Genomic DNA, 19649 nt, shown 5'->3' with positions numbered 1-19649 from the left:
AGATTTTTTTGTATTTTAACCTACGATTAAATAAAATTTGTTATGTATTTACTATTTCTTATTCCCGTACTGATTATCTTTTTTATGAGCTTCTTTACGGTCAAACAACAATCTTCCGCTATTGTCGAGCGCTTTGGTAAGTTTAACAGTATTCGCCACTCAGGTTTACAGCTAAAAATTCCTGTAGTGGATCGTATTTCTGGCGTGGTGAATTTGCGTATCCAGCAATTGGATGTGATGATTGAAACCAAAACCAAAGACAATGTTTTCGTTAAGCTTAAAGTTTCGGTTCAGTTTAAGGTAATTGCTGATCGCGTATATGATGCCTTCTATAAATTGGAATACCCACATGATCAAATTACGTCTTATGTATTTGACGTGGTACGTGCAGAGGTGCCTAAATTGATTCTAGATGATGTTTTCGAGCGAAAAGACAATATTGCCGTAGCTGTAAAACGCGAATTGAACGAAGCCATGACAACCTATGGATATGATATCATCAATACGTTAATTACGGATATTGATCCTGATATTCAAGTGAAAAATGCGATGAATCGTATCAATGCTGCTGATCGTGAAAAAGTAGCAGCAGAATATGAAGCGGAAGCAAGTCGAATTCGAATCGTAGCGAAAGCGAAAGCCGAGGCAGAATCGAAGCGCTTACAAGGACAAGGGATTGCAGATCAACGTCGCGAGATTGCACAAGGATTGGTAGAAAGTGTAGATGTATTAAATAAAGTGGGAATCAATTCACAAGAGGCTTCTGCTTTGATTGTAGTGACGCAACACTATGATACCCTACAGGCAGTGGGAGCAGATTCAAGATCGAACCTTATCTTATTGCCGAATTCACCTACAGCAGCAAGTGATATGCTAACTAATATGGTGACGTCTTTTGCGGCGAGCGCAAAGGTCTCCGAAATGAATAATGCGGCAACTAATAAGCCCGCTAAGAAAGAAAATACCGACAAACGAGAGTAACTCTCAAAAAAAAATAGGAAGCCTTAAAAAGGCGTAAAATAAAAAAGCGTTGCTTGTTTATCACGAGCAACGCTTTTTTTATGTGATTATTTTCTAAACTTTCGAATGAAATACTTGAGAATAGACGTCACAAGTAAGGTCTGAATACCTCCTGAGTTTTTTAATAAAGAACCCGCTGAACCCAATGCATTGCGAAGTAAGTTCTCGGGAGCAACCTCGTCCCTTAATTCCTCTAAGGCTTGGTTTATTCTTTGATAATGGATTTCTTTCTCGAGACGCAAAATCTGTAAATCGCGATTAATTTGTTCAATGGATGAATAACTCTTTCTCATAGTACTAGTATTTGCAATCTTACTCATTAAAAATAGCTTCGGAAAGCTTTTTAATTAAAGGTCTATCAACAATGTATTTTCGACAAGTAAAGACAAGAATGCTGATTAATAAATAAAACAATCCCACATAAAGAAAACCAAGGGATATGCTTCCTATTTGCTCTCCTATTGCAAAAGCTACAGACAGCGATAAAAACAATAGAGAGAGAAGAAGAAATACACCTACTACAAAGATTGTCATAAAAATAATCGCTGTCTTAGCTGTAATCTTAAATCCCCACAAGCGGAAGTAATCCAAACTCGTATTGACATACTGTTCAGAATGCTCCTTAATCTCGTTGATGTTGTTTTTTATTTCTTGGAATGCCATGCCTTAGTCTCTGTATAAAGGATTATTTCTTTGTGTTTTCTGCTAATTCTTTGCCTTGCTTTTTAAGCTCCGCTAATTTTTGCTCTAAAGCCGAAATAACTTCATCTCTTTTTTTACCAGCAGAATTAATGAATTCCTCAATTCCGTCTTCAATGCTTTCGGATTTGCGATTCACTACACTCTTTACTTGTTTTTTTAAATCCTCAATTTTATCGGATAACTCATCTTTAGACTCATCAAACGATCTTTTGATTTTTTTTCTTGTCTTTTTTCCTGAATCTGGAGCAAAAAGTACTCCTATCCCTACTCCTATTGCTGTTCCTGCCACTAAGGCCGCTAATGTACTACCTAAACGATCTGTCATAATAATTATTTTTTATGGTTATAACATAAAGTTAATAAAAAAAAGACACTTTTACGCGTTAATATAACGTTAAAAGTGTCTTTTTTACTTATTTTCTTGTGAAAATTAATTTTGATCAAGCTTCGCCCATGTATCTCGTAGTCCTACTGTTTTGTTGAAAACCAACTGGTTAGCTTTACTGTCTTTATCTACACAGAAGTATCCCATGCGTTGGAACTGGAATTTGTCTCCTTCTTTTGCTTCTTGTAAGCTCGGCTCAACATAACCCTTAATTACGGCTAGTGAATCAGGATTGATGAATTCTAAGAAGTCAACCTCCTTGTTACCATCAGGATTTTCGTTGATAAACAAACGATCATAGATGCGAATCTCAGCTTCTACTGCATGTGGAATAGAAACCCAGTGAATCGTTCCTTTTACTTTGCGTTTGCTCGCCTCAGAACCACTTCCACTTCTGCTGTCTGGATCATATGTAACGTGAATTTCAGTAATAGTACCGTGCTCGTCTTTTACTACGCTTTCCCCTTTAATGATGTAGGCGTTTTTCAAACGCACTTCTTTTCCTAAGGTTAAACGGAAAAATTTGCTATTTGCTTCTTCTTTAAAGTCTTCTCTTTCAATGTATAGCTCTTTTGAAAAAGGCACTTTTCGGAATGTCATTACTTCTTCCTCTGGATTGTTTTCTGCATCTAACCATTCTTCTTGACCTTCAGGATAATTGGTAATCACCAATTTAACTGGATCGAGAACTGCCATTACACGAGGAGCAATTTTATTTAAGTCTTCACGTACACAGAATTCTAGAAGAGAAACGTCAATTAAATTATCGCGTTTTGCAATTCCAATCGTATCTGCATAGTTGCGAATGGATGCTGGAGTATACCCCCTTCTTCTTAAACCAGAAATGGTTGACATTCTCGGATCATCCCATCCCGTTACGTGTCCTTCTGCTACTAACTTGGCTAGTTTTCGCTTACTCACTACGGTGTGGGACAAGTTTCTACGTGCAAATTCACGCTGTTTTGGACGGATATTCCCCTCTTCTACTACTTGGTCTAAGAACCAGTCATAGAGTTCGCGGTGTGGTAAAAACTCAAGTGTACAGAACGAATGTGAAATGCTTTCTAAGTAATCACTTTCTCCATGTGCCCAGTCGTACATCGGATAAATACACCATTCGTTTTGTGTACGGTGATGCGCTTTATTGATGATGCGGTACATAATGGGGTCACGCATTAACATATTGGTGTGTGCCATATCAATTTTGGCACGTAAGATATGTGTTCCTTCTGCAAATTCCCCTTTTTTCATGCGCTCGAATAAATCCAAATTCTCTGCTACACTGCGATCTCGATAAGGACTATTAACTCCTGCTGTGGTAGGGGTTCCTTTTTGTTGGGCCATTTCTTCAGAAGTTTGGCTATCTACATAAGCCTTACCTGCCTGAATCATGCGTATAGCCCAATCGTATAATTGCTGGAAATAATCGGATGCATACACTTCATTTGCCCATTGATATCCTAGCCATTCTACATCGTATTTGATTGCGTCAACAAATTCCTGCTCTTCTTTTGAGGGATTCGTATCGTCAAAACGCAAGTTTACTGGCGCATTGTACTTTAACCCCAATCCAAAGTTTAAACAAATAGAACTCGCATGACCTACGTGTAAATAACCATTAGGCTCAGGCGGAAAACGGAAATGTAGTTTTTCTGTTGGCAAACCATTTTTTAAATCTTCTTCAATGATTTGCTCAATAAAATTTAATGATTTCTCTTTTGTTGACATGGATATAAATATTATAACTACAAAGGTATCAAAAAACTATAGAAGTTAGATGTATTTTGCCTGGACAAAAGCGGATATCTAACTAAAAATAGTCGTAATTTTAGCTTTTAAATTAAAAGAAGGACACTATGGGAATTATTAGGCTCAACAATATCAGAACATTTTCGTTCCACGGCTGTATGCCAGAAGAAGCAAAAATCGGATCGGAATACCGCGTGGATGTAACGGCAGCGGGAAGTTTTAGAGATGCTGCAGCAACGGATCAACTCGTGCATGCTATCGACTACGTACAGGTGAACCAAATTGTCAAAGAAGAAATGGATAAACGTGCGAATTTGTTAGAAACGGTTGTGCAACGTATTATCGATCGCATCTTGTTAGAAATACAACTGGTAGAGAAAGTAACCGTAGCTGTTTCAAAAATTAATCCCCCAATTGGTGGAGATGTTGAATACGTAACAGTTGAAATGCAGGGAGTTAGATAGTGTTGTCACGATTGGAAGCAAAAAACTCACTAAATAGGTTTTTAAATTTAAAAAATAGTAGTAAGTTTGCATCCAATTAATGGATACGGCATCGTGTCCGAGTGGCTAGGAAGCGGTCTGCAAAACCGTCTACAGCGGTTCGAATCCGCTCGATGCCTCAGAAAAAAGGATAGCATGTGCTATCCTTTTTTTGTTTACAGTGTACGGTTAATTTTTTTAGAGACTAATTTAGCTAGTCAGATAATTCACTCATCACGGTTCACCCTCCCTACACCTATCACGGTTCACGCATCACGCATCACGCATAACTATATAATTCTCACTAGGATATAAATAAATTTCATTTTTATGTAAAAAAAATACGTGAAACTATTGACAGATTGAATTTTTGCCGTATATTTGCACTCACGATACCGAAAGCGGGGTGTAGCGTAGCCCGGTCATCGCGCCTGGTTTGGGACCAGGAGGTCGCAGGTTCGAATCCTGCCACCCCGACTTACTAAAAGCTCTAACGAAAGTTAGGGCTTTTTTTGTTTAGTTAACTGTAAACTAAAAAAGGATAGCGCAAGCTATCCTTTTTCTATTTTCGTTCCAATCGAGGAATCGGTAAGTTTAATTCTTTATCTGAAGTTGGAATAAAAGCTTTGGCCATAATTACCAACCCAAAAATCATGAGTAATATACTGCTGATTTTTTTCACTTTTAAAATGTTTTCTGCCGTTAACTTCTTTCGCAATTGTTTGGCTAAAAGAATTTTGAACACATCCGTGACAAAATAAGCCGCTATGGCAAATAAAAAGAAGATAAACATCCGCTCAGTATCCATATCCATTTTAGGTCCCAACGTGATGATAATAGCCAACCAAAAGCCTAAAACACCTACATTGATAAAGTTCAATAAGAATCCTTTGACAAAGAGGTTGAGGTATTCTCTTTTTAAGTTAGGTGGCGCAATCTGAATGGTGTGTACTTGTACTTTCTTGAGCTTAACGAAGGAAATAATTCCATAGGTCAGCATTAATAATCCGCCAAAAATAAACAGAGCTGGATCATCTTTAATAGAGTTTATTAAGCGAAAACTACTGAAAAAGGCAATGGTGAAAAACAGGGCATCGGCTAAAATTACACCCATATCAAAAGCTAGAGCTGCCCGAATTCCCCTCGTTATACTGGTTTCAATAAGAATAAAAAAAACAGGTCCAATCATGAAACTTAGGAAGAATCCTAAGGTAACCCCTGTAATTAAATCATCGATCATGTACCACAATTAAAAATGCCAATATAGTTTATATATTGGCACCTATGTTTATTACCTATGGCAAGGTACGGCTTTTTATAAGAAAAGTATCAAAAAATAAATACTTTTAGTCCTCTTTTTTGATACTCCCCCCCATGACTACCTTTTCATTTATTTGTTTTGGTTTTCCAAAGATGATGATCTCCCCTCCTGCTCTAGTCTTTGCATCAACTAAATCCGTGGCATTCACTTTGGCAATTCCCCCTGCATTAACCGTCACCGTGGTTGTTTGGCTCTTGAGTTTTTGGTTGTAAACCGTAGCTCCAGCATTGGCCAGGATATCTTGGGTATTCGTTTTACCTGTTAAGGTAATTGTCCCACCAGTATAGCTTCGAACAACTAGTTTCTCCGCCTCTATCTTTAAAGCAACCGCAGCACCTGTTTTGCTGTGAATTGTTAAGTCTTTCGCTTTTACAACCTCTTTACTTTCAATAGTAGCTCCTTCTTCTGCAATAATTTCTTCCAGTTCCTTGTAGTACAATTTTACTTGTGTATTGCTCCCCTGAAAACTATTAGCAAAGTTCATTTTAATCTTTAAGTTTCCATTCTTATTGACAAAAGTAACCTCTTGGGTATTACTTCCAGAGACTTCCATTTTGGTTTCTTTGGCAGGAATTAACGTCAGCTCGATTTTATCGAAGACATTTACGCGTTTAAATTCCCCCACTTCTCTTACATCCTGTGCAAATCCTATCGTGCCATAAAGGACAACAAATAATAAAGCGATTTTTTTCATCTTAGCTTAGTTTTTGTACGTAATTAAAGTCTAATTGTTTTTTGACTAAATCAGCCTTTTTAACCGTAACCACAACTGTATCTCCTAATTGGAGCGTGTTGTGTGTGGCTTGGCCAATCAGTGCATATTGCTTTTCGTCATACACGTAATAATCTTCTTTAATTTCGCGTATGCGTACCATACCCTCACATTTATTCTCGATAATTTCCACGTAGATACCCCATTCTGTAACACCGGAGATAACACCCGTGAATGCTTTGTCCTGTTGGTCTTGCATGTATTTTACCTGCATATACTTAATACTGTCTCGCTCCGCATTAGCGGCTAAATTTTCCATAGCTGAACAGTGTTTACATTTTGTTTCATACTCCTCTACATTAGCGGAATTTCCACCCTGTAAGTAGAATTCCAATAAACGATGAGCCATCACATCGGGATAACGACGAATAGGCGACGTAAAGTGCGAATAGTAATCAAAGGCCAACCCATAATGGCCAATGTTTTGCGTCGAATAACTCGCCTTACTCATACTTCGAATCGCTAAGGTATCTACCAAATTCTGTTCTTTTTTCCCTTGTACGTTTTTCAGTAATTCGTTGAGGGATTTGGAAATTGTATCTCTTGATTTAAAGTTTAACGAGTGACCAAATCGAGAAATAACCGCTTGTAAACCAAATAATTTGTCTTGATCAGGTTCATCGTGAATACGATAAACAAAGGTTTTCTTTTGTTTACCAATGAATTCAGATACTTTGCGATTCGCCAAAAGCATAAACTCCTCAATGAGGTGATTCGCTTCCTTGGCTTGTTTAAAGAATACACCTACAGGTTCACTTTCTTCATTTAAGTTGAATTTCACTTCTACTTTATCAAAGGAAATCGCCCCAGCTTTCATGCGCTTCTGACGCAAGACAATCGCTAATCGATTTAGCGTTAGTACGGCATGGGCCACTTCTTCACTTACTTCTTGTGCTTCACCCGTAATTGAAACGGATTCGGGAATCGTGCGGTCTTGGGTTTCGATGATGTATTGCGCTTCTTCGTAAGCCATGCGTTGATCCGAATGGGTGACAGTACGTCCAAACCACGAATTAACGAGTTCTCCTTTGGTGTTCATCTCAAATACAGCTGAAAAAGTGTATTTATCTTCATGTGGTCGAAGGGAACAAGCGAAATTGGATAGTACTTCTGGTAACATGGGAACAGTACGATCCACTAAATATACAGACGTAGCACGGTGAAAGGCTTCGTCATCTAAAATGGTTCCTTCTTGTACATAGTGCGAGACATCAGCAATGTGTACCCCAATCTCGTAGTTTCCATTTTCTAAGGTTTGGAAGGATAACGCATCATCAAAATCTTTCGCATCTTTTGGGTCAATAGTGAAAGTCAGAACTTCACGCATATCGCGACGTTTGGCCACTTCCTCTTCCTGAATCGAAGTATCGAGCTTGTTGGCAAACTCCTCCACTTCTTTTGGGAATTCACTCGGTAAACCATATTCCGCAAGAATCGCATGGATTTCCGTATTGTGCTCTCCTTGTTTACCCAAGACTTTTACGACTTTACCAAACGGACTATCTGCTTTTTCTGGCCAATCTTCTAAATCAACCAAAACAACATCTCCCGGTTGTGCATCCAAAAACTTGTCTTTGGGAATGAAAATATCTGTGTACATCTTGGCATCTGCCGTAGTAACAAAAGCAAAGTTTTTCTGCATTTCAATTACTCCAACAAATTGAGTACGGTGACGTTCCAATACTTCAACAACTTCGCCTTCTGGCTTTCTGCCCTTGCGCTTGTTGTAGATATAAGCCTTCACTAAGTCGCCATCTAATGCTTTGTTTAGGTTGTTTGTCGGAATGAATACATCCTCTTCTAATTCTTCACTAACCAAATAAGCCGTTCTCTTGCTGGTCATATCAATATGACCTTCTACATAGTTTGCTTTCGGTACAAAGCGGTATTTACCCACTTCGACTTCTTCAATTAAGGTTTTGGAAAGTAAGAATTTAAGTTCTTTAATAATCTCGTTTCTGCCTTGGGTGTCCACTACTTCGAGTTGGGCAGCAACTTGTTTATAGTTAAAAGATTTAGAAGGATTTTTTCCTAAAAATTTTAAAATCTTGTTCGAAAAATCAAATTGTTTTTTCTTTTTATGTCTAATTTTTTTTGCCATTTTTTTTGTTTTTTTCCCAGCTTTTTGGCCATGGAAAGTTGTTTAAATGTACGAAATACTCTTTATTCTAAGGAATAAAAGGCTATTTTTTGTGTTATTATTGTGAATTACAGGGGCTAAAAAGTGTGCTAATCTCAACTATATCTACAAATAGTTTTTCATTTTTTGGTAGAGGAAACAAGAGGAATCAGTTGAGGTCTAAGTCTTTTCAATGAGTTTCTTCTTGTTGTATTCCTTCAAAGTGTAATTCACCCAGAAAACTAAGGGCAAAAGTATTTCTTTTTTCTCATTTAGACGGCATTTATTTCTTTTTTCTCCCTTTTCACTTTCGGTTTTGGCCTTGTTTGGAGGCAAGATTGTTCGAGAATCCTTCAAGTATCCTTCGAGTTTACTTGGATATAATAGGTATTTGTCGAAGGATACTCGAAGAATGCTCGAAGGACTCTCGAAGGACTCTCGATGCATACTAGAAGCAGTATGCTTGCGGTATTTCGTTAACGAGAAGGAATATGATAAGTCGTGTAGTTTCAAAAAAAGGCATTGTGGAGGGGGACAAGATATTTTTGAAGGAAGTAAAACCTCTACTTTTTTTTGTACTTTAGGGAACCAACCAATAAAAACAAAAACAATTCATGAAAGCAATATCCTATGTGCACGGCGCTTCTAATATTCCACTATTAGGAGAGACGATCGGAGAGAATTTGAGAAAAATAACGGAATTATATCCCCAGAATGAGGCACTAGTAAGTGCACATCAAAAGTATAGAGCCACCTACCGCGAATTTTTTGAACAAACTGGCCAAGTGGCTAAGGCGCTTTTAGCGTTGGGAATTGAAAAAGGAGATCGCGTGGGGATTTGGGCTCCCAATTGTTATGAATGGGTGCTCTTGCAATATGCAACGGCGCGCGTGGGGGTGATTTTAGTCAATCTGAATCCAGCTTACCGTGCGCATGAGTTAGAGTTTGCCGTCAATCAATCGGAAATCAAGGCTATTGTCTCTGCTGAAGCGTATCGAAGCAGCGATTATCGCAAGATGATTTCACTAGTACGCGAAGATTGTCCTTCATTAAAAGAAGTTGTCTTCTTGGGACAAGAATGGGATGATTTCTTAACGAATGGGCAGGCGATTGACTCCACTGTATTGGCAGAGATAGAGGAATCTGTACAATTTGGTGAAGCTGTAAATATTCAATATACTTCTGGAACTACGGGGTTTCCTAAAGGGGTGACGCTAACGCATCACAATATTTTAAACAATGGTTATTTTATCGGTATTCGATTGAAATACACTGCAGAAGATCGCGTGTGTATTCCTGTTCCTTTTTACCATTGTTTTGGTATGGTAATTGGCAATTTGTGTTGTACCTCCCATGGGGCAACCATTGTTATTCCCAACGATAGTTTCGATCCTGCATTAACCCTAGAGGTAGTGGAACGCGAAAAATGTACATCGCTTTATGGAGTTCCTACGATGTTTATTGCGGAATTGCAGTTGCCCGATTTTAAGCAGTATGATTTGTCGTCTTTGCGCACAGGGGTGATGGCAGGGTCGCTTTGTCCAGAGCACGTGATGAAACGCGTGAAAACAGAGATGAATATGGATGAAATCAGTATTTGTTATGGGATGACCGAAACTTCACCAGTATCGACACAAACGCATATTGGCATTGACATTAAAAAACAAGTCAGTACGGTAGGGACGGTGCAAGATCACTTGGAAATTAAAATTGTTGATCCAGAAACGGGAGGTATTGTTCCGCGTGGAGAAGCAGGTGAATTGTGTACCCGTGGGTATTCGGTGATGCTAAAATACTGGAATAACCGCACCTTAACTGCTGAAGTACTGGATGAAAATCGATGGATGCATACAGGAGATTTGGCGACCATGGATGAAGAAGGATTTATAGCCATCACAGGGCGAATTAAGGATCTGATTATTCGTGGCGGAGAGAATATCTCACCTAAGTGGATTGAAGATTTCTTGTACACCCATCCCGATGTGGCCGATGTACAGGTAATTGGCGTACCGAGTGAAAAATACGGAGAAGAAGTTATGGCGTGGATCATCCTCAAAGAAGGAAAAACGGCAACAGGAGAGAGTATGCGTGCTTTTTGCGACCAGAAAATCGCCCATTATCGCATTCCCAAGTATTGGAAGTTTGTAACATCCTTCCCGATGACCATTTCGGGTAAAGTTAGAAAGGTGGAAATGCGTCAAATAGCCGTAGAAGAATTAGGATTATAAAAGGCAAAAGTTTTACCTTTGTCGTTGAATAATAACCCACAACACACATGAAAATAGCAATCGGAAATGATCACGCGGGGCCAGCTTATAAAAAGGCCATTGTCGATTTTTTACAAGCCAAAGGATATGAAGTAACAAACTATGGAACAGATAGTTTTGATTCAGTGGACTATCCAGATTTTGGGCATCAAGTAGCCACAGCTGTGGAAAACGGAACCGTAGATTTCGGTATTGTGATTTGTGGAAGTGGAAATGGAATTGCCATGTCAGCAAACAAACACCAAGGCGTGCGTTGTGCGTTGTGTTGGACCAAAGAAATTGCAGAATTAGCGCGTTTGCACAACGATGCAAATGTGATCAGTATCCCTGCGCGTTTTACGTCAATTGAACAAGCTGTTGCGATGGTAGAAACCTTCTTAGCAACCGCTTTTGAAGGAGGAAGACACGCCAATCGAGTGAATAAAATCGCTTGTTCGTAACTTGCCTTTTACCAGGTTTTCCAATCAGCTGAAGTAAACTTCCATTCAGGAGTGATGATGTGATCGCGGTCTATTCGATACCACGGATTGCCATCAGGAGAGGAGGGATTTTCTAGTACTTGGAGTTCTTGCGCAGGCATATAACTTTGGGCAAGCAATACGAGGCGATCTCCAGCTTCATTTTCAGCCATATCAATGACGATTACGGCATGACCATAAGGCCTGCCAGATTGCAATAAAATATCTCCAATTTGTACTTCGTTTTTGGGTACAGATTGGAGTTGTTGTTTTAAGGAACTCGTATTGGCGTACATGAAGATGTGTTCCAAATAGTTCCAATATTTTTGCGCAGAATAATCCCCCTTGACATAATCGGTATATGCACGTGGCTTTCCATCGTTAAAATGGAAGGAAATGGCGCTGTATTGCTTTTGTTGGTATAAGAAATCAGCGCGTAAACGCATGGCAGCATCCGCGCATTGATGCAAATCTTTGGTGCCAATGGGCAAATCCACCACAGAAGAATACACCTGAGGGGTATTCTTTTCTTTTCCATTGTAGTACTTTACTTTTTCACCATAGGCTTTTAACGGCAATTGTTGTAAATGATAGCCAAAATCTTGGGAGCTATAGGTCATTCGCGTGTAATTTTCAGGGACGTTATACCGCGTTTGTACCGTCATCCCATCAGGATTGATGTAGGTTATTTGAGGAGGAACTACTGCTGTGGCTTCGTCTTTAACAAAGAGAGATAAATTGGCTTTTTTTGTATTTTCTCCACAAGAAGCCAAAATACTAGCAAACAATAAAAAGAGACAGAGCTTCATAATAGGTGTTTTAAGCAATTTAATTCAGTTGAGAATTAAAGATATTGAAAAACAAGAGATTATGAAACGGTGTTTTTTGATTTTAGTGTAGGTAAAGAAATGAGGCAGGTGCAAGTTTAGGATATGTTTTTTTTAATAGAAAGCTTATATTTGTTAGATTATAGTTGATTGTATAGGATATGGCAAAGATTAGAGTAAAGAATTTTGGACCCATTCGAGGTGGTTTAACTGAAAACGATGGATGGATGGAGGTAACAAAAGTTACTGTTTTTATTGGAAACCAAGGATCGGGGAAAAGTACGATTGCCAAGTTAATTTCCACTTTTTCCTGGTTGGAAAAAGCCATGGTTAAAGGGGAAGTGTCAAAAGAGCAGTACACCTTAAATCATTTTAAAGAGCGACTAGCCTATCAAAATATAGCCGAGTACCTGATTGATAAAGAGGAACAACGAAGTGAAATTGAATATAGAGGAGAAGCCCTACACTTTCATCTAGTTAACAATGAAATTAGCCTTGCTTTGGATGAAGAGCTCTTGTTTGATAGCCCTAAAATTATGTATGTTCCCTCGGATCGAAATTTAATTAGTGCTGTAGACAATATACGTACCTTAACAGGGTTACCTCGTACTATCTACACTTTTGCTGATGAATTTTTTAAAGCAGTTGACAAGATAGAAAAAGAATGTATATTACCAATCAATGCAGTCGAATTTGAATATGACACTTTTACAGAAAAAGCGTTTATCAAAGAACAAGATTATAAATTAAAACTATCTAGTGCATCTAGTGGTTTTCAAGCCTTAGTGCCCCTGTATATTGTTTCCTCCTATTTATCTAAATTAGTAAAAGAAGTACAAGATAAGCGCGATTTAGATTTCTTTTTTGATAGTGATTATTTCAGTCTGAACGATAAAAAGAGAATACAAAAAGAAATAGAATTAAGTTTTCAAAAAAGACTAGTAAGAAGCGTTACGGATGATGTTAAAAATCGTACTAATACAGATGGGAATAAGCTAGATTTAGATGATATTGAAATAAAAAAAATTATAGATTTGTCGATAATAGATAGGTTATCAGAGTTAACTGAAAAAACTCTTAAAAAATATATCTATTCTTATTTCTTCAATATTGTAGAAGAACCCGAACAAAATTTGTATCCAACTTCCCAACGTAATATCGTCAATAGCTTAGTGGAGTTTGCTAATGATTTACCAAAGAATAAACTGGTTTTAACCACCCATAGTCCTTATCTAATTAACTACCTCACTTTAGCAATAAAAGCACAACAAGTTGTCAGTTTATTTGAAGAGGGTGATGAAAAATTGCAGCAAGTTTTTGAGATTGTTCCAGCAAAGTCTTTATTGTTTGGTGTAGATGTAAGGGTCTATGAATTAAGTGAAGAGGGTAGTATATTTCGCTTAGAAACTTATCAAGGGATGCCCTCAGATGAGAATTGGTTAAATAAAGAGTTAGAAGAGTTTAATGACTTGTTTATGGATTTGTTGGAGATTGAAAATAAGAACCGCCATGCATAGTTTTGAAGATTTTGAAATCAGTTTTAGTTCTGAGCATGAAATCTTTGGTTTGTGTGATCATGAGAACAATGAGGAGTATGCGTATTTAGATGAAGAAAATGGAATAACTTGGATTGCAACGGTACACAATGTACATCAAGAAGAAGTTTGCTTTTATCCTATCGATCACTGTGATTTGATTCCTCCTTTAGCTAAAGGACGTGACTCTAAGCAGTGTGACGGTCTTTTGAAGTTTACAGATAGTATCGCCTTTGTTGAATTAAAAAACCGAAAAGGCAATAAGGCAAGTTCATGGATTCCTGAAGCAGAAGAACAGCTAAAGGTGACGATTGCTTACTTTATGCAGTTTGGATTTATTGCTGAGAGAAGAAATAAAAATGCCTATATCGTTAATAAGCAAAGACCTAGAGCACATAGTTCTCAAGTAATAAGAAGTGCAAAGTTTGAAGAAGAAACAGGTTTCTTATTGAAAATAAAGGCCAATATTTATACAGATGAGCATTTGAATAGAGAGAGAAGAAAAGTATAGTAGGTATTTACGCAAGTAAATGCCTTTTTTTGTTTATCTACGAAACAACGCCATAAACAAAACCACCTGGATAATAAAAACAGCGTAAAACTTCAATTTAAAACTTTGTTTGGCATTTTTGTGACGCAACTGTCGCATGGCCAACCATCCGCCAAGGCTACCACCTAAGAAGCAAAGCGTCAATAGATTCTTTTCTGAAATTCGATTCTTTTGTTTTTGCGCCCGCTCTTTGTCTATCTTAAACATAGAGTAGGTGATGTAGTTGATGGCAAAAATGTAAAAGAATAAAAACTTCATCTCATTTATTTATTGGCGCAAAGGTAGTATTTTAGCTATTCTTAAAATAATATATTATGACGTTGATTCATTTTATTCAACAAGCGCTAGATGCCTCTGCCAAGAGTATTGAAAATACTTTAGCCTTGTTAGATGAAGCCTGTACAATTCCCTTTATCGCGCGCTATAGAAAAGATAGAACTGGAAATTTAGACGAAGTAGCCATTGAAAAGATTGCCAAGTACCGCGATTTATATACGGGCATTGTCAAACGCAAAGAGTCTATTCTAGCATCCATTGAAGAGCAAGGAAAATTGACAGACGAATTGCGTACTAAAATTGAACAGAGCTTTGATTTAATTGAGATCGAAGATTTATACTTACCCTATAAAAAAACGCGTAAAACCAAGGCTGATACCGCTAGAGAATTCGGATTAGAACCCTTGGCTAAAATCATCATGGCACAAAATGCTACCGATATCGAAGGTATTGCGGCCAAGTATATCAGCAAAGAAGTGGAAGATGAAGAAAAAGCCATTCAAGGGGCTTGTGATATCATTGCTGAATGGGTGAATGAACATTTGTTTATTCGCAAGACGTTGAGAAGAAAATTTCAACGTGAAGCTGTGGTAAAGACTAAGGTAGTCAAAGCAAAAATAGAAGAAGAAGGGGCACAGAAATTTGAACAGTATTTCGATTGGTCTGAGCCATTGTATAAGATGCCAGCTCACCGTTTGTTAGCGGTTTTACGCGCAGAAAAAGAAGGGTATATTCGCATGAATATTGCCGTTGATAAAGAAGAAGCGATACAGTTCATCGAACAAACCATCATCAAAGGCAAAAGCGATGCGATGTCTTATTTGCAAAAGGCCATTGCCGATAGCTATAAGCGCCTATTAGAACCTGCCTTGTCCAATGAAGTATTAGGAGAAGCTAAAGCCAAAGCAGATGCTAATTCGATTGCAGTATTCTCTGATAACTTAGCTCAATTGTTATTGGCCTCTCCTCTAGGTGAAAAGCGTATTTTAGCGATTGATCCGGGATATAAGACGGGATGTAAAATCGTATGCCTGGATGAAAATGGAAATTTGTTGTACAACGAGACTATTTATCCACATCCGCCTCAAAAAGATAGTGTAATAGCCATGAAAAAGGTGCGTTCGATGGTCAATTCATATCGCATTGAAGCAATCGCCATCGGAAATGGTACGGCTTCAAGAGAAACGGAATTCTTTATCAAGAAGATTGCCTTTGACAAACCAGTCCAAGTCTTTGTGGTGAACGAAGCAGGAGCCTCGGTTTATTCTGCATCCAAGATAGCGAGAGAGGAATTTCCCAATTACGACGTTACCGTAAGAGGATCGGTCTCAATCGGAAGGCGATTAGCGGATCCTTTGGCTGAATTAGTAAAGATTGACCCTAAATCCATTGGTGTAGGACAGTATCAACACGACGTAGATCAGACGCTATTGAAAAGCGAGTTGGATGCTGTAGTAATGAAATGTGTAAATAAAGTGGGAATCAACATCAATACGGCAAGTAAATCGCTGTTGAGCTATGTCTCGGGAATTGGGGAGAAGATGGCTGAAAATATCGTACAGTATCGCGCAGAAAACGGAGCGTTTACTTCGCGTACGGAGTTGAAAAAGGTGCCGCGTTTAGGCGAAAAGGCATATCAACAAGCGGCAGCCTTTATTCGCATTAAAAATGCTGTAAACCCCTTAGATGATTCTGCTGTGCATCCAGAAGCCTATCCAATTGTACAAAAGATGGCTAAGGACCTTAAAATAACTGTAGATCAACTGATTTCCAATCCAGAAACCATCCGAAAGATCGATGTGAAACAATATGAAACGAAGGATATTGGTATTTTGACTTTGACGGATGTTGTCAAAGAGTTAGAAAAGCCAGGACTAGATCCTCGTAAAGCAGCAAAAGTCTTTGAGTTTGATCCATTCGTAAAGCAAATGTCCGATTTGAAAATAGGGCAAGTATTGCCAGGTATCGTCAATAATATCACCAATTTCGGTTGTTTTGTCGATGTGGGAATCAAGGAAAGTGGCTTGGTTCATATTTCTCAACTCAAAGAAGGCTTTGTTTCTGATGTCAATGAAGTAGTAAAACTTCACCAACACGTACAAGTCAAGGTCGTGGATGTCGATCAGGCGAAAAAACGCATCCAATTATCCATGATTTTATAAGATTGTAACAAAAAAGCACAGCTTGGCACAGTATTTGTGACTCTATAAAGCAAGAAAAAGAAAATCTTTTATTAGATAGAGCGAAGATATAAGTTAAGTAGTGTTTTTATTATGTTTTATAAGTGAAGCGCCCGTTAGAGAATTATTTAACGGGTGTTTTTTTGTGGCTATGCCATAAAAAATGCGCTATACCTCAGGCATAGCGCATGTCAATATCTAGATTCTACTGAATTACTCTGTTTTAGACGGGTCTTCTTTTGTTGTTTCTTTCTTAGATGTTTGTTGGGCATTCTCATCCTTTGTTGCATCCTTGAATTCTTTGATTCCAGTTCCTAATCCTTTCATCAATTCAGGAATTTTCTTACCACCAAATAACAACAGGATTAAGGCAATAATAATTACAACTTGCCATGGCCCAACCATTCCTAAAAAAATATGTAATGCGTTCATATTAATTTGTTTGAAGATTTTAATAAAAACAAAGATAGGAAGAAAAACCGGTTCCGTTTATTGTTCGATTCGATTATTTAACTTTTTAACTAATAATATTAACATTACCTCGGATTTAATATGTGAATAAAAGCAAAAAAGACAAGAAGTCAACTTTTTTAATGTTTATATTTGTGTAGAAAACAGCGGATTTATGTCTAAGAAAGGACTTCAATGGAAGAAATGGAAGAAAAGACTTCTAGATAAATATAGGGTAGTAGTAGTGAATGATCGCACATTTGAAGATGTGAGTTCATTTAAATTAAATCTTTTGAATGTGGTTGGTGCTACGACAACCATGGTTTTTTTGTTACTCGTATCCAATGTCATTTTATTGATTGTAACACCATTAAAGGAATATATTCCAGGCTATTCTTCTTCGGAATTGAAGCAACAGGCGGTGGATTTGGCTTTAAAGGTAGATTCGTTGGAATCGGAGATAAAGAAAAATGAACACTATGTTGCAGCAGTGAAACGCGTGTTGCTGGGGGATATTGAAATCACCGCTGCCAGTGTAGATTCACTAAGAAAAACCGAAACTCCTCTGCACGCCATTGAACATACACAACCCAGTGAAAAAGACTTAGAATTGCGCGAATATGTACGTTTAGAAGATAAGTACAATATTTTTACCCATGCAGAAGCTCGTGTAAATACAGTGTTGTTTTCGCCAATTGAAGGGACAGTCGTCCGTAAATACGATCCCAAATCAACGCATTTTGGTCTTGATTTTACTGCAGCGAAGAATGCCATGGTGAAATCGGTAGCGAAAGGAACTGTGATTTTTGTGGATTGGACGATTAACGACGGATATACCGTTATTGTTTTACACGAAGAAGGAGTAAGCTCGGTGTACAAGCATTTATCGTCTCTGACGAAAAGCGTGTATGAAACCGTACAAGCTGGGGATGTCCTAGGGCTCTACAATCAGGAAGAGGTAAAGGCGAAAATAAGTCAACCGTATCTGCATTTTGAATTGTGGAAAGATAACTATCCGCTAGACCCAACCTTATTTATTGATTTAGAATAAAAATTATGTCTATAAAATCTTTTGGAGCAAAGGTATTTGCTTCGATTATTCACAAAAAAACACAGAAGTGGCTTAAAAATCCAGTAGAAACCCAAGCCAAGGTATTGGCGGATTTAATTGAGCAAGCCAAACATACTGCCTTTGGTCAGGATCACGCTTTCAATGTTATTGTAGATGCTAAAAGCTTTGCACAGCAGGTGCCTATTCGAGATTATGAAGGATTAAAGCCCTATGTAGATCGCGTAGTCAAAGGAGAAGAGGATGTATTGTGGAAAGGTAAACCCCTGTATTTTGCGAAAACTTCAGGAACTACTTCGGGAGCAAAGTATATTCCCTTGACTAAAGAGTCTATGCCGTATCATATTGAAGCGGCTCGAAATGCAATCTTAGCCTATGTACATGAAACAGGAATTGCCGATTTTGTCGATGGGAAGATGATTTTCTTACAAGGAAGTCCTATTTTAGAACAAAAGAATGGGATTAATCTCGGTCGATTATCGGGTATTGTTGCCCATTATGTACCAGCTTACCTACAAAAAAATCGATTGCCAAGCTGGGAGACCAACTGCATCGAAGACTGGGAAACCAAAGTAGATGCCATTGTAGAAGAAACGGTACAGGAAGATATGACGGTGATTTCTGGAATTCCAAGTTGGGTACAGATGTATTTTGAACGTCTAAAAGCAAGAGAAGGCAAAGGAGTAGGTGCTATTTTTAAGAAATTTAATCTATTCATATACGGGGGAGTGAATTATGAACCCTATCGTGCTAAATTTGAACAGCTAATTGGAAGAAAGGTACCTTCTATTGAGTTATTCCCTGCTTCGGAAGGATTCTTTGCGTACCAAGATTCACAAACAGAAAAAGGATTGCTGTTGTTGTTGAATGCAGGAATCTTTTATGAGTTTATCAAAGTGGAAGAATTCTTTGCAGCTAACCCAAGACGCTATACCATTGGAGAAGTTGAACTAGGCGTTAACTATGTGTTGATTATTTCAACGAATGCCGGATTATGGGGGTACAACATTGGTGATACGGTTCAATTTGTAAGCTTGAAACCTCACCGAATTGTTGTTTCAGGACGTATCAAGCACTTTATCTCTGCTTTTGGTGAACATGTAATTGGAAAAGAAGTAGAAACAGCTTTGCAACAAGCGATGGAGGGAACAGGAGTACAAGTGAATGAATTTACCGTAGCCCCGCAAATTACACCAGCAGATGGATTGCCTTATCACGAGTGGTTTATTGAATTTGGTCAAGCACCAGAGGATATGGAAGCATTTGCGTTGCGAATTGATGAGGCGTTGCGCAAACAAAATGTTTACTATGATGATTTAATTGTAGGGAAAGTATTGCGTACCCTAGTCATTCGATCGGTTGAAAAGGATGGTTTTCAAGCCTATATGAAAAGCATTGGAAAGTTAGGAGGGCAAAATAAATTGCCGCGATTGAGCAATGATAGAAGCATTGCCGATCAATTAAAAATAGAAGAATAAAGAAATAAA

General features: G+C 38.1%; 19 protein-coding genes and 2 tRNA genes. 11 read left to right on the top strand and 10 right to left on the bottom strand.

The window, feature by feature from the left end; all coding sequences use genetic code 11:
* The first annotated feature begins 42 nt into the window (after positions 1–42).
* Positions 43–981: an SPFH domain-containing protein gene (locus tag ACLJX0_RS05765; protein ID WP_410879129.1), complete on the top strand. Its 939-nt coding sequence runs from the start codon at positions 43–45 to the stop codon at positions 979–981.
* An 86-nt stretch (positions 982–1067) separates the two neighbouring features.
* Here the strand turns inward: ACLJX0_RS05765 and ACLJX0_RS05760 are convergent, their stop codons facing one another.
* The 4 genes from ACLJX0_RS05760 to ACLJX0_RS05745 form a co-directional block, all read right to left on the bottom strand.
* Entirely contained in the window at positions 1068–1313 is a 246-nt protein-coding gene (locus ACLJX0_RS05760) for a DUF6327 family protein (RefSeq protein WP_410879128.1), read from the bottom strand.
* A 19-nt stretch (positions 1314–1332) separates the two neighbouring features.
* A complete protein-coding gene (locus tag ACLJX0_RS05755) occupies positions 1333–1683 on the bottom strand; it encodes a hypothetical protein (protein ID WP_410879126.1) in 351 nt (116 codons plus the stop codon).
* Positions 1684–1705: 22 nt separating this feature from the next.
* Positions 1706–2047, bottom strand: coding sequence for a YtxH domain-containing protein (locus ACLJX0_RS05750; protein WP_410879125.1), 342 nt, complete (start codon positions 2045–2047; stop codon positions 1706–1708).
* A 105-nt stretch (positions 2048–2152) separates the two neighbouring features.
* A complete protein-coding gene (locus ACLJX0_RS05745) occupies positions 2153–3835 on the bottom strand; it encodes a glutamine--tRNA ligase/YqeY domain fusion protein (protein ID WP_410879124.1) in 1683 nt (560 codons plus the stop codon).
* A 128-nt stretch (positions 3836–3963) separates the two neighbouring features.
* On the opposite strand from ACLJX0_RS05745, the gene folB reads away from it, so the two are divergent.
* The 3 genes from folB (at position 3964) to ACLJX0_RS05730 (ending at position 4815) form a co-directional block, all read left to right on the top strand.
* Positions 3964–4320 (top strand): dihydroneopterin aldolase, encoded by a 357-nt coding sequence (gene folB, locus ACLJX0_RS05740; protein WP_410879123.1) that lies wholly within the window; start codon positions 3964–3966, stop codon positions 4318–4320.
* Positions 4321–4407: 87 nt separating this feature from the next.
* Positions 4408–4478, top strand: a tRNA-Cys gene (locus ACLJX0_RS05735).
* Between the two features lie 262 nt (positions 4479–4740).
* Positions 4741–4815: transfer RNA gene (locus ACLJX0_RS05730), tRNA-Pro, on the top strand.
* A gap of 85 nt (positions 4816–4900) precedes the next feature.
* Here ACLJX0_RS05730 and ACLJX0_RS05725 read toward each other — a convergent pair.
* The 3 genes from ACLJX0_RS05725 to rnr all read right to left on the bottom strand — a co-directional run bounded on the left by ACLJX0_RS05725 (position 4901) and on the right by rnr (position 8532).
* The gene (locus ACLJX0_RS05725; protein WP_410879122.1) at positions 4901–5578 is read right to left on the bottom strand and encodes a LysE family translocator; all 678 of its coding nucleotides are present in this window, start codon (positions 5576–5578) and stop codon (positions 4901–4903) included.
* 106 nt (positions 5579–5684) lie between these two features.
* Positions 5685–6353: a head GIN domain-containing protein gene (locus ACLJX0_RS05720; protein ID WP_410879121.1), complete on the bottom strand. Its 669-nt coding sequence runs from the start codon at positions 6351–6353 to the stop codon at positions 5685–5687.
* A gap of 1 nt (position 6354) precedes the next feature.
* Positions 6355–8532 (bottom strand): ribonuclease R, encoded by a 2178-nt coding sequence (gene rnr / locus ACLJX0_RS05715; RefSeq protein WP_410879120.1) that lies wholly within the window; start codon positions 8530–8532, stop codon positions 6355–6357.
* A gap of 632 nt (positions 8533–9164) precedes the next feature.
* Here rnr and ACLJX0_RS05710 point away from each other — a divergent pair.
* Both ACLJX0_RS05710 and rpiB read left to right on the top strand, forming a co-directional pair.
* The gene (locus tag ACLJX0_RS05710; protein WP_410879119.1) at positions 9165–10778 is read left to right on the top strand and encodes an AMP-binding protein; all 1614 of its coding nucleotides are present in this window, start codon (positions 9165–9167) and stop codon (positions 10776–10778) included.
* 47 nt (positions 10779–10825) lie between these two features.
* Entirely contained in the window at positions 10826–11257 is a 432-nt protein-coding gene (gene rpiB, locus ACLJX0_RS05705) for a ribose 5-phosphate isomerase B (protein ID WP_060874385.1), read from the top strand.
* Between the two features lie 8 nt (positions 11258–11265).
* On the opposite strand, the gene ACLJX0_RS05700 is transcribed toward rpiB, so the two are convergent.
* Entirely contained in the window at positions 11266–12084 is an 819-nt protein-coding gene (locus tag ACLJX0_RS05700) for a DUF4846 domain-containing protein (RefSeq protein ID WP_410879118.1), read from the bottom strand.
* 179 nt (positions 12085–12263) lie between these two features.
* Here ACLJX0_RS05700 and ACLJX0_RS05695 point away from each other — a divergent pair, with 179 nt between their 5' ends.
* Together ACLJX0_RS05695 and ACLJX0_RS05690 are read left to right on the top strand one after the other, a co-directional pair.
* Entirely contained in the window at positions 12264–13619 is a 1356-nt protein-coding gene (locus tag ACLJX0_RS05695; RefSeq protein ID WP_410879117.1) for an AAA family ATPase, read from the top strand.
* Positions 13612–14148: a hypothetical protein gene (locus ACLJX0_RS05690; RefSeq protein ID WP_410879116.1), complete on the top strand. Its 537-nt coding sequence runs from the start codon at positions 13612–13614 to the stop codon at positions 14146–14148. The genes ACLJX0_RS05695 and ACLJX0_RS05690 overlap by 8 nt, the downstream gene beginning before the upstream one ends.
* A gap of 33 nt (positions 14149–14181) precedes the next feature.
* Here ACLJX0_RS05690 and ACLJX0_RS05685 read toward each other — a convergent pair whose 3' ends face one another.
* A complete protein-coding gene (locus ACLJX0_RS05685) occupies positions 14182–14445 on the bottom strand; it encodes a DUF1294 domain-containing protein (RefSeq protein ID WP_410879115.1) in 264 nt (87 codons plus the stop codon).
* Positions 14446–14501: 56 nt separating this feature from the next.
* Here ACLJX0_RS05685 and ACLJX0_RS05680 point away from each other — a divergent pair, with 56 nt between their 5' ends.
* Entirely contained in the window at positions 14502–16625 is a 2124-nt protein-coding gene (locus ACLJX0_RS05680; RefSeq protein WP_410879113.1) for a Tex family protein, read from the top strand.
* A gap of 231 nt (positions 16626–16856) precedes the next feature.
* On the opposite strand, the gene ACLJX0_RS05675 is transcribed toward ACLJX0_RS05680, so the two are convergent.
* On the bottom strand, positions 16857–17075 hold the full coding sequence (locus tag ACLJX0_RS05675) for a twin-arginine translocase TatA/TatE family subunit (protein ID WP_410879112.1): 219 nt from the start codon (positions 17073–17075) through the stop codon (positions 16857–16859).
* 193 nt (positions 17076–17268) lie between these two features.
* Here ACLJX0_RS05675 and ACLJX0_RS05670 point away from each other — a divergent pair, with 193 nt between their 5' ends.
* Positions 17269–18144, top strand: coding sequence for a murein hydrolase activator EnvC family protein (locus tag ACLJX0_RS05670; protein WP_410879111.1), 876 nt, complete (start codon positions 17269–17271; stop codon positions 18142–18144).
* A 5-nt stretch (positions 18145–18149) separates the two neighbouring features.
* Positions 18150–19640: a GH3 auxin-responsive promoter family protein gene (locus ACLJX0_RS05665; RefSeq protein ID WP_410879110.1), complete on the top strand. Its 1491-nt coding sequence runs from the start codon at positions 18150–18152 to the stop codon at positions 19638–19640.
* Positions 19641–19649: the final 9 nt, after the last annotated feature.

The sequence above is a fragment of the Myroides sp. DW712 genome (genome assembly GCF_046557355.1).
Lineage (GTDB): Bacteria > Bacteroidota > Bacteroidia > Flavobacteriales > Flavobacteriaceae > Flavobacterium.
This window is presented reverse-complemented; position numbering and strand designations above follow the sequence as displayed.

Bases quoted from the DNA above. Each gene is read 5' to 3' on its own strand.
- ACLJX0_RS05690 (WP_410879116.1), top strand. From the start codon at position 13,612: ATGCATAGTTTTGAAGATTTTGAAATCAGTTTTAGTTCTGAGCATGAA.
- ACLJX0_RS05745 (WP_410879124.1), bottom strand. From the start codon at position 3,835: ATGTCAACAAAAGAGAAATCATTAAATTTTATTGAGCAAATCATTGAA.
- ACLJX0_RS05680 (WP_410879113.1), top strand. From the start codon at position 14,502: ATGACGTTGATTCATTTTATTCAACAAGCGCTAGATGCCTCTGCCAAG.
- folB (WP_410879123.1), top strand. From the start codon at position 3,964: ATGGGAATTATTAGGCTCAACAATATCAGAACATTTTCGTTCCACGGC.
- ACLJX0_RS05685 (WP_410879115.1), bottom strand. From the start codon at position 14,445: ATGAAGTTTTTATTCTTTTACATTTTTGCCATCAACTACATCACCTAC.
- ACLJX0_RS05675 (WP_410879112.1), bottom strand. From the start codon at position 17,075: ATGAACGCATTACATATTTTTTTAGGAATGGTTGGGCCATGGCAAGTT.
- ACLJX0_RS05710 (WP_410879119.1), top strand. From the start codon at position 9,165: ATGAAAGCAATATCCTATGTGCACGGCGCTTCTAATATTCCACTATTA.
- ACLJX0_RS05755 (WP_410879126.1), bottom strand. From the start codon at position 1,683: ATGGCATTCCAAGAAATAAAAAACAACATCAACGAGATTAAGGAGCAT.
- ACLJX0_RS05765 (WP_410879129.1), top strand. From the start codon at position 43: ATGTATTTACTATTTCTTATTCCCGTACTGATTATCTTTTTTATGAGC.
- ACLJX0_RS05670 (WP_410879111.1), top strand. From the start codon at position 17,269: ATGTCTAAGAAAGGACTTCAATGGAAGAAATGGAAGAAAAGACTTCTA.
- ACLJX0_RS05665 (WP_410879110.1), top strand. From the start codon at position 18,150: ATGTCTATAAAATCTTTTGGAGCAAAGGTATTTGCTTCGATTATTCAC.
- ACLJX0_RS05695 (WP_410879117.1), top strand. From the start codon at position 12,264: ATGGCAAAGATTAGAGTAAAGAATTTTGGACCCATTCGAGGTGGTTTA.
- rnr (WP_410879120.1), bottom strand. From the start codon at position 8,532: ATGGCAAAAAAAATTAGACATAAAAAGAAAAAACAATTTGATTTTTCG.
- ACLJX0_RS05700 (WP_410879118.1), bottom strand. From the start codon at position 12,084: ATGAAGCTCTGTCTCTTTTTATTGTTTGCTAGTATTTTGGCTTCTTGT.
- ACLJX0_RS05725 (WP_410879122.1), bottom strand. From the start codon at position 5,578: ATGATCGATGATTTAATTACAGGGGTTACCTTAGGATTCTTCCTAAGT.
- rpiB (WP_060874385.1), top strand. From the start codon at position 10,826: ATGAAAATAGCAATCGGAAATGATCACGCGGGGCCAGCTTATAAAAAG.
- ACLJX0_RS05720 (WP_410879121.1), bottom strand. From the start codon at position 6,353: ATGAAAAAAATCGCTTTATTATTTGTTGTCCTTTATGGCACGATAGGA.
- ACLJX0_RS05750 (WP_410879125.1), bottom strand. From the start codon at position 2,047: ATGACAGATCGTTTAGGTAGTACATTAGCGGCCTTAGTGGCAGGAACA.
- ACLJX0_RS05760 (WP_410879128.1), bottom strand. From the start codon at position 1,313: ATGAGAAAGAGTTATTCATCCATTGAACAAATTAATCGCGATTTACAG.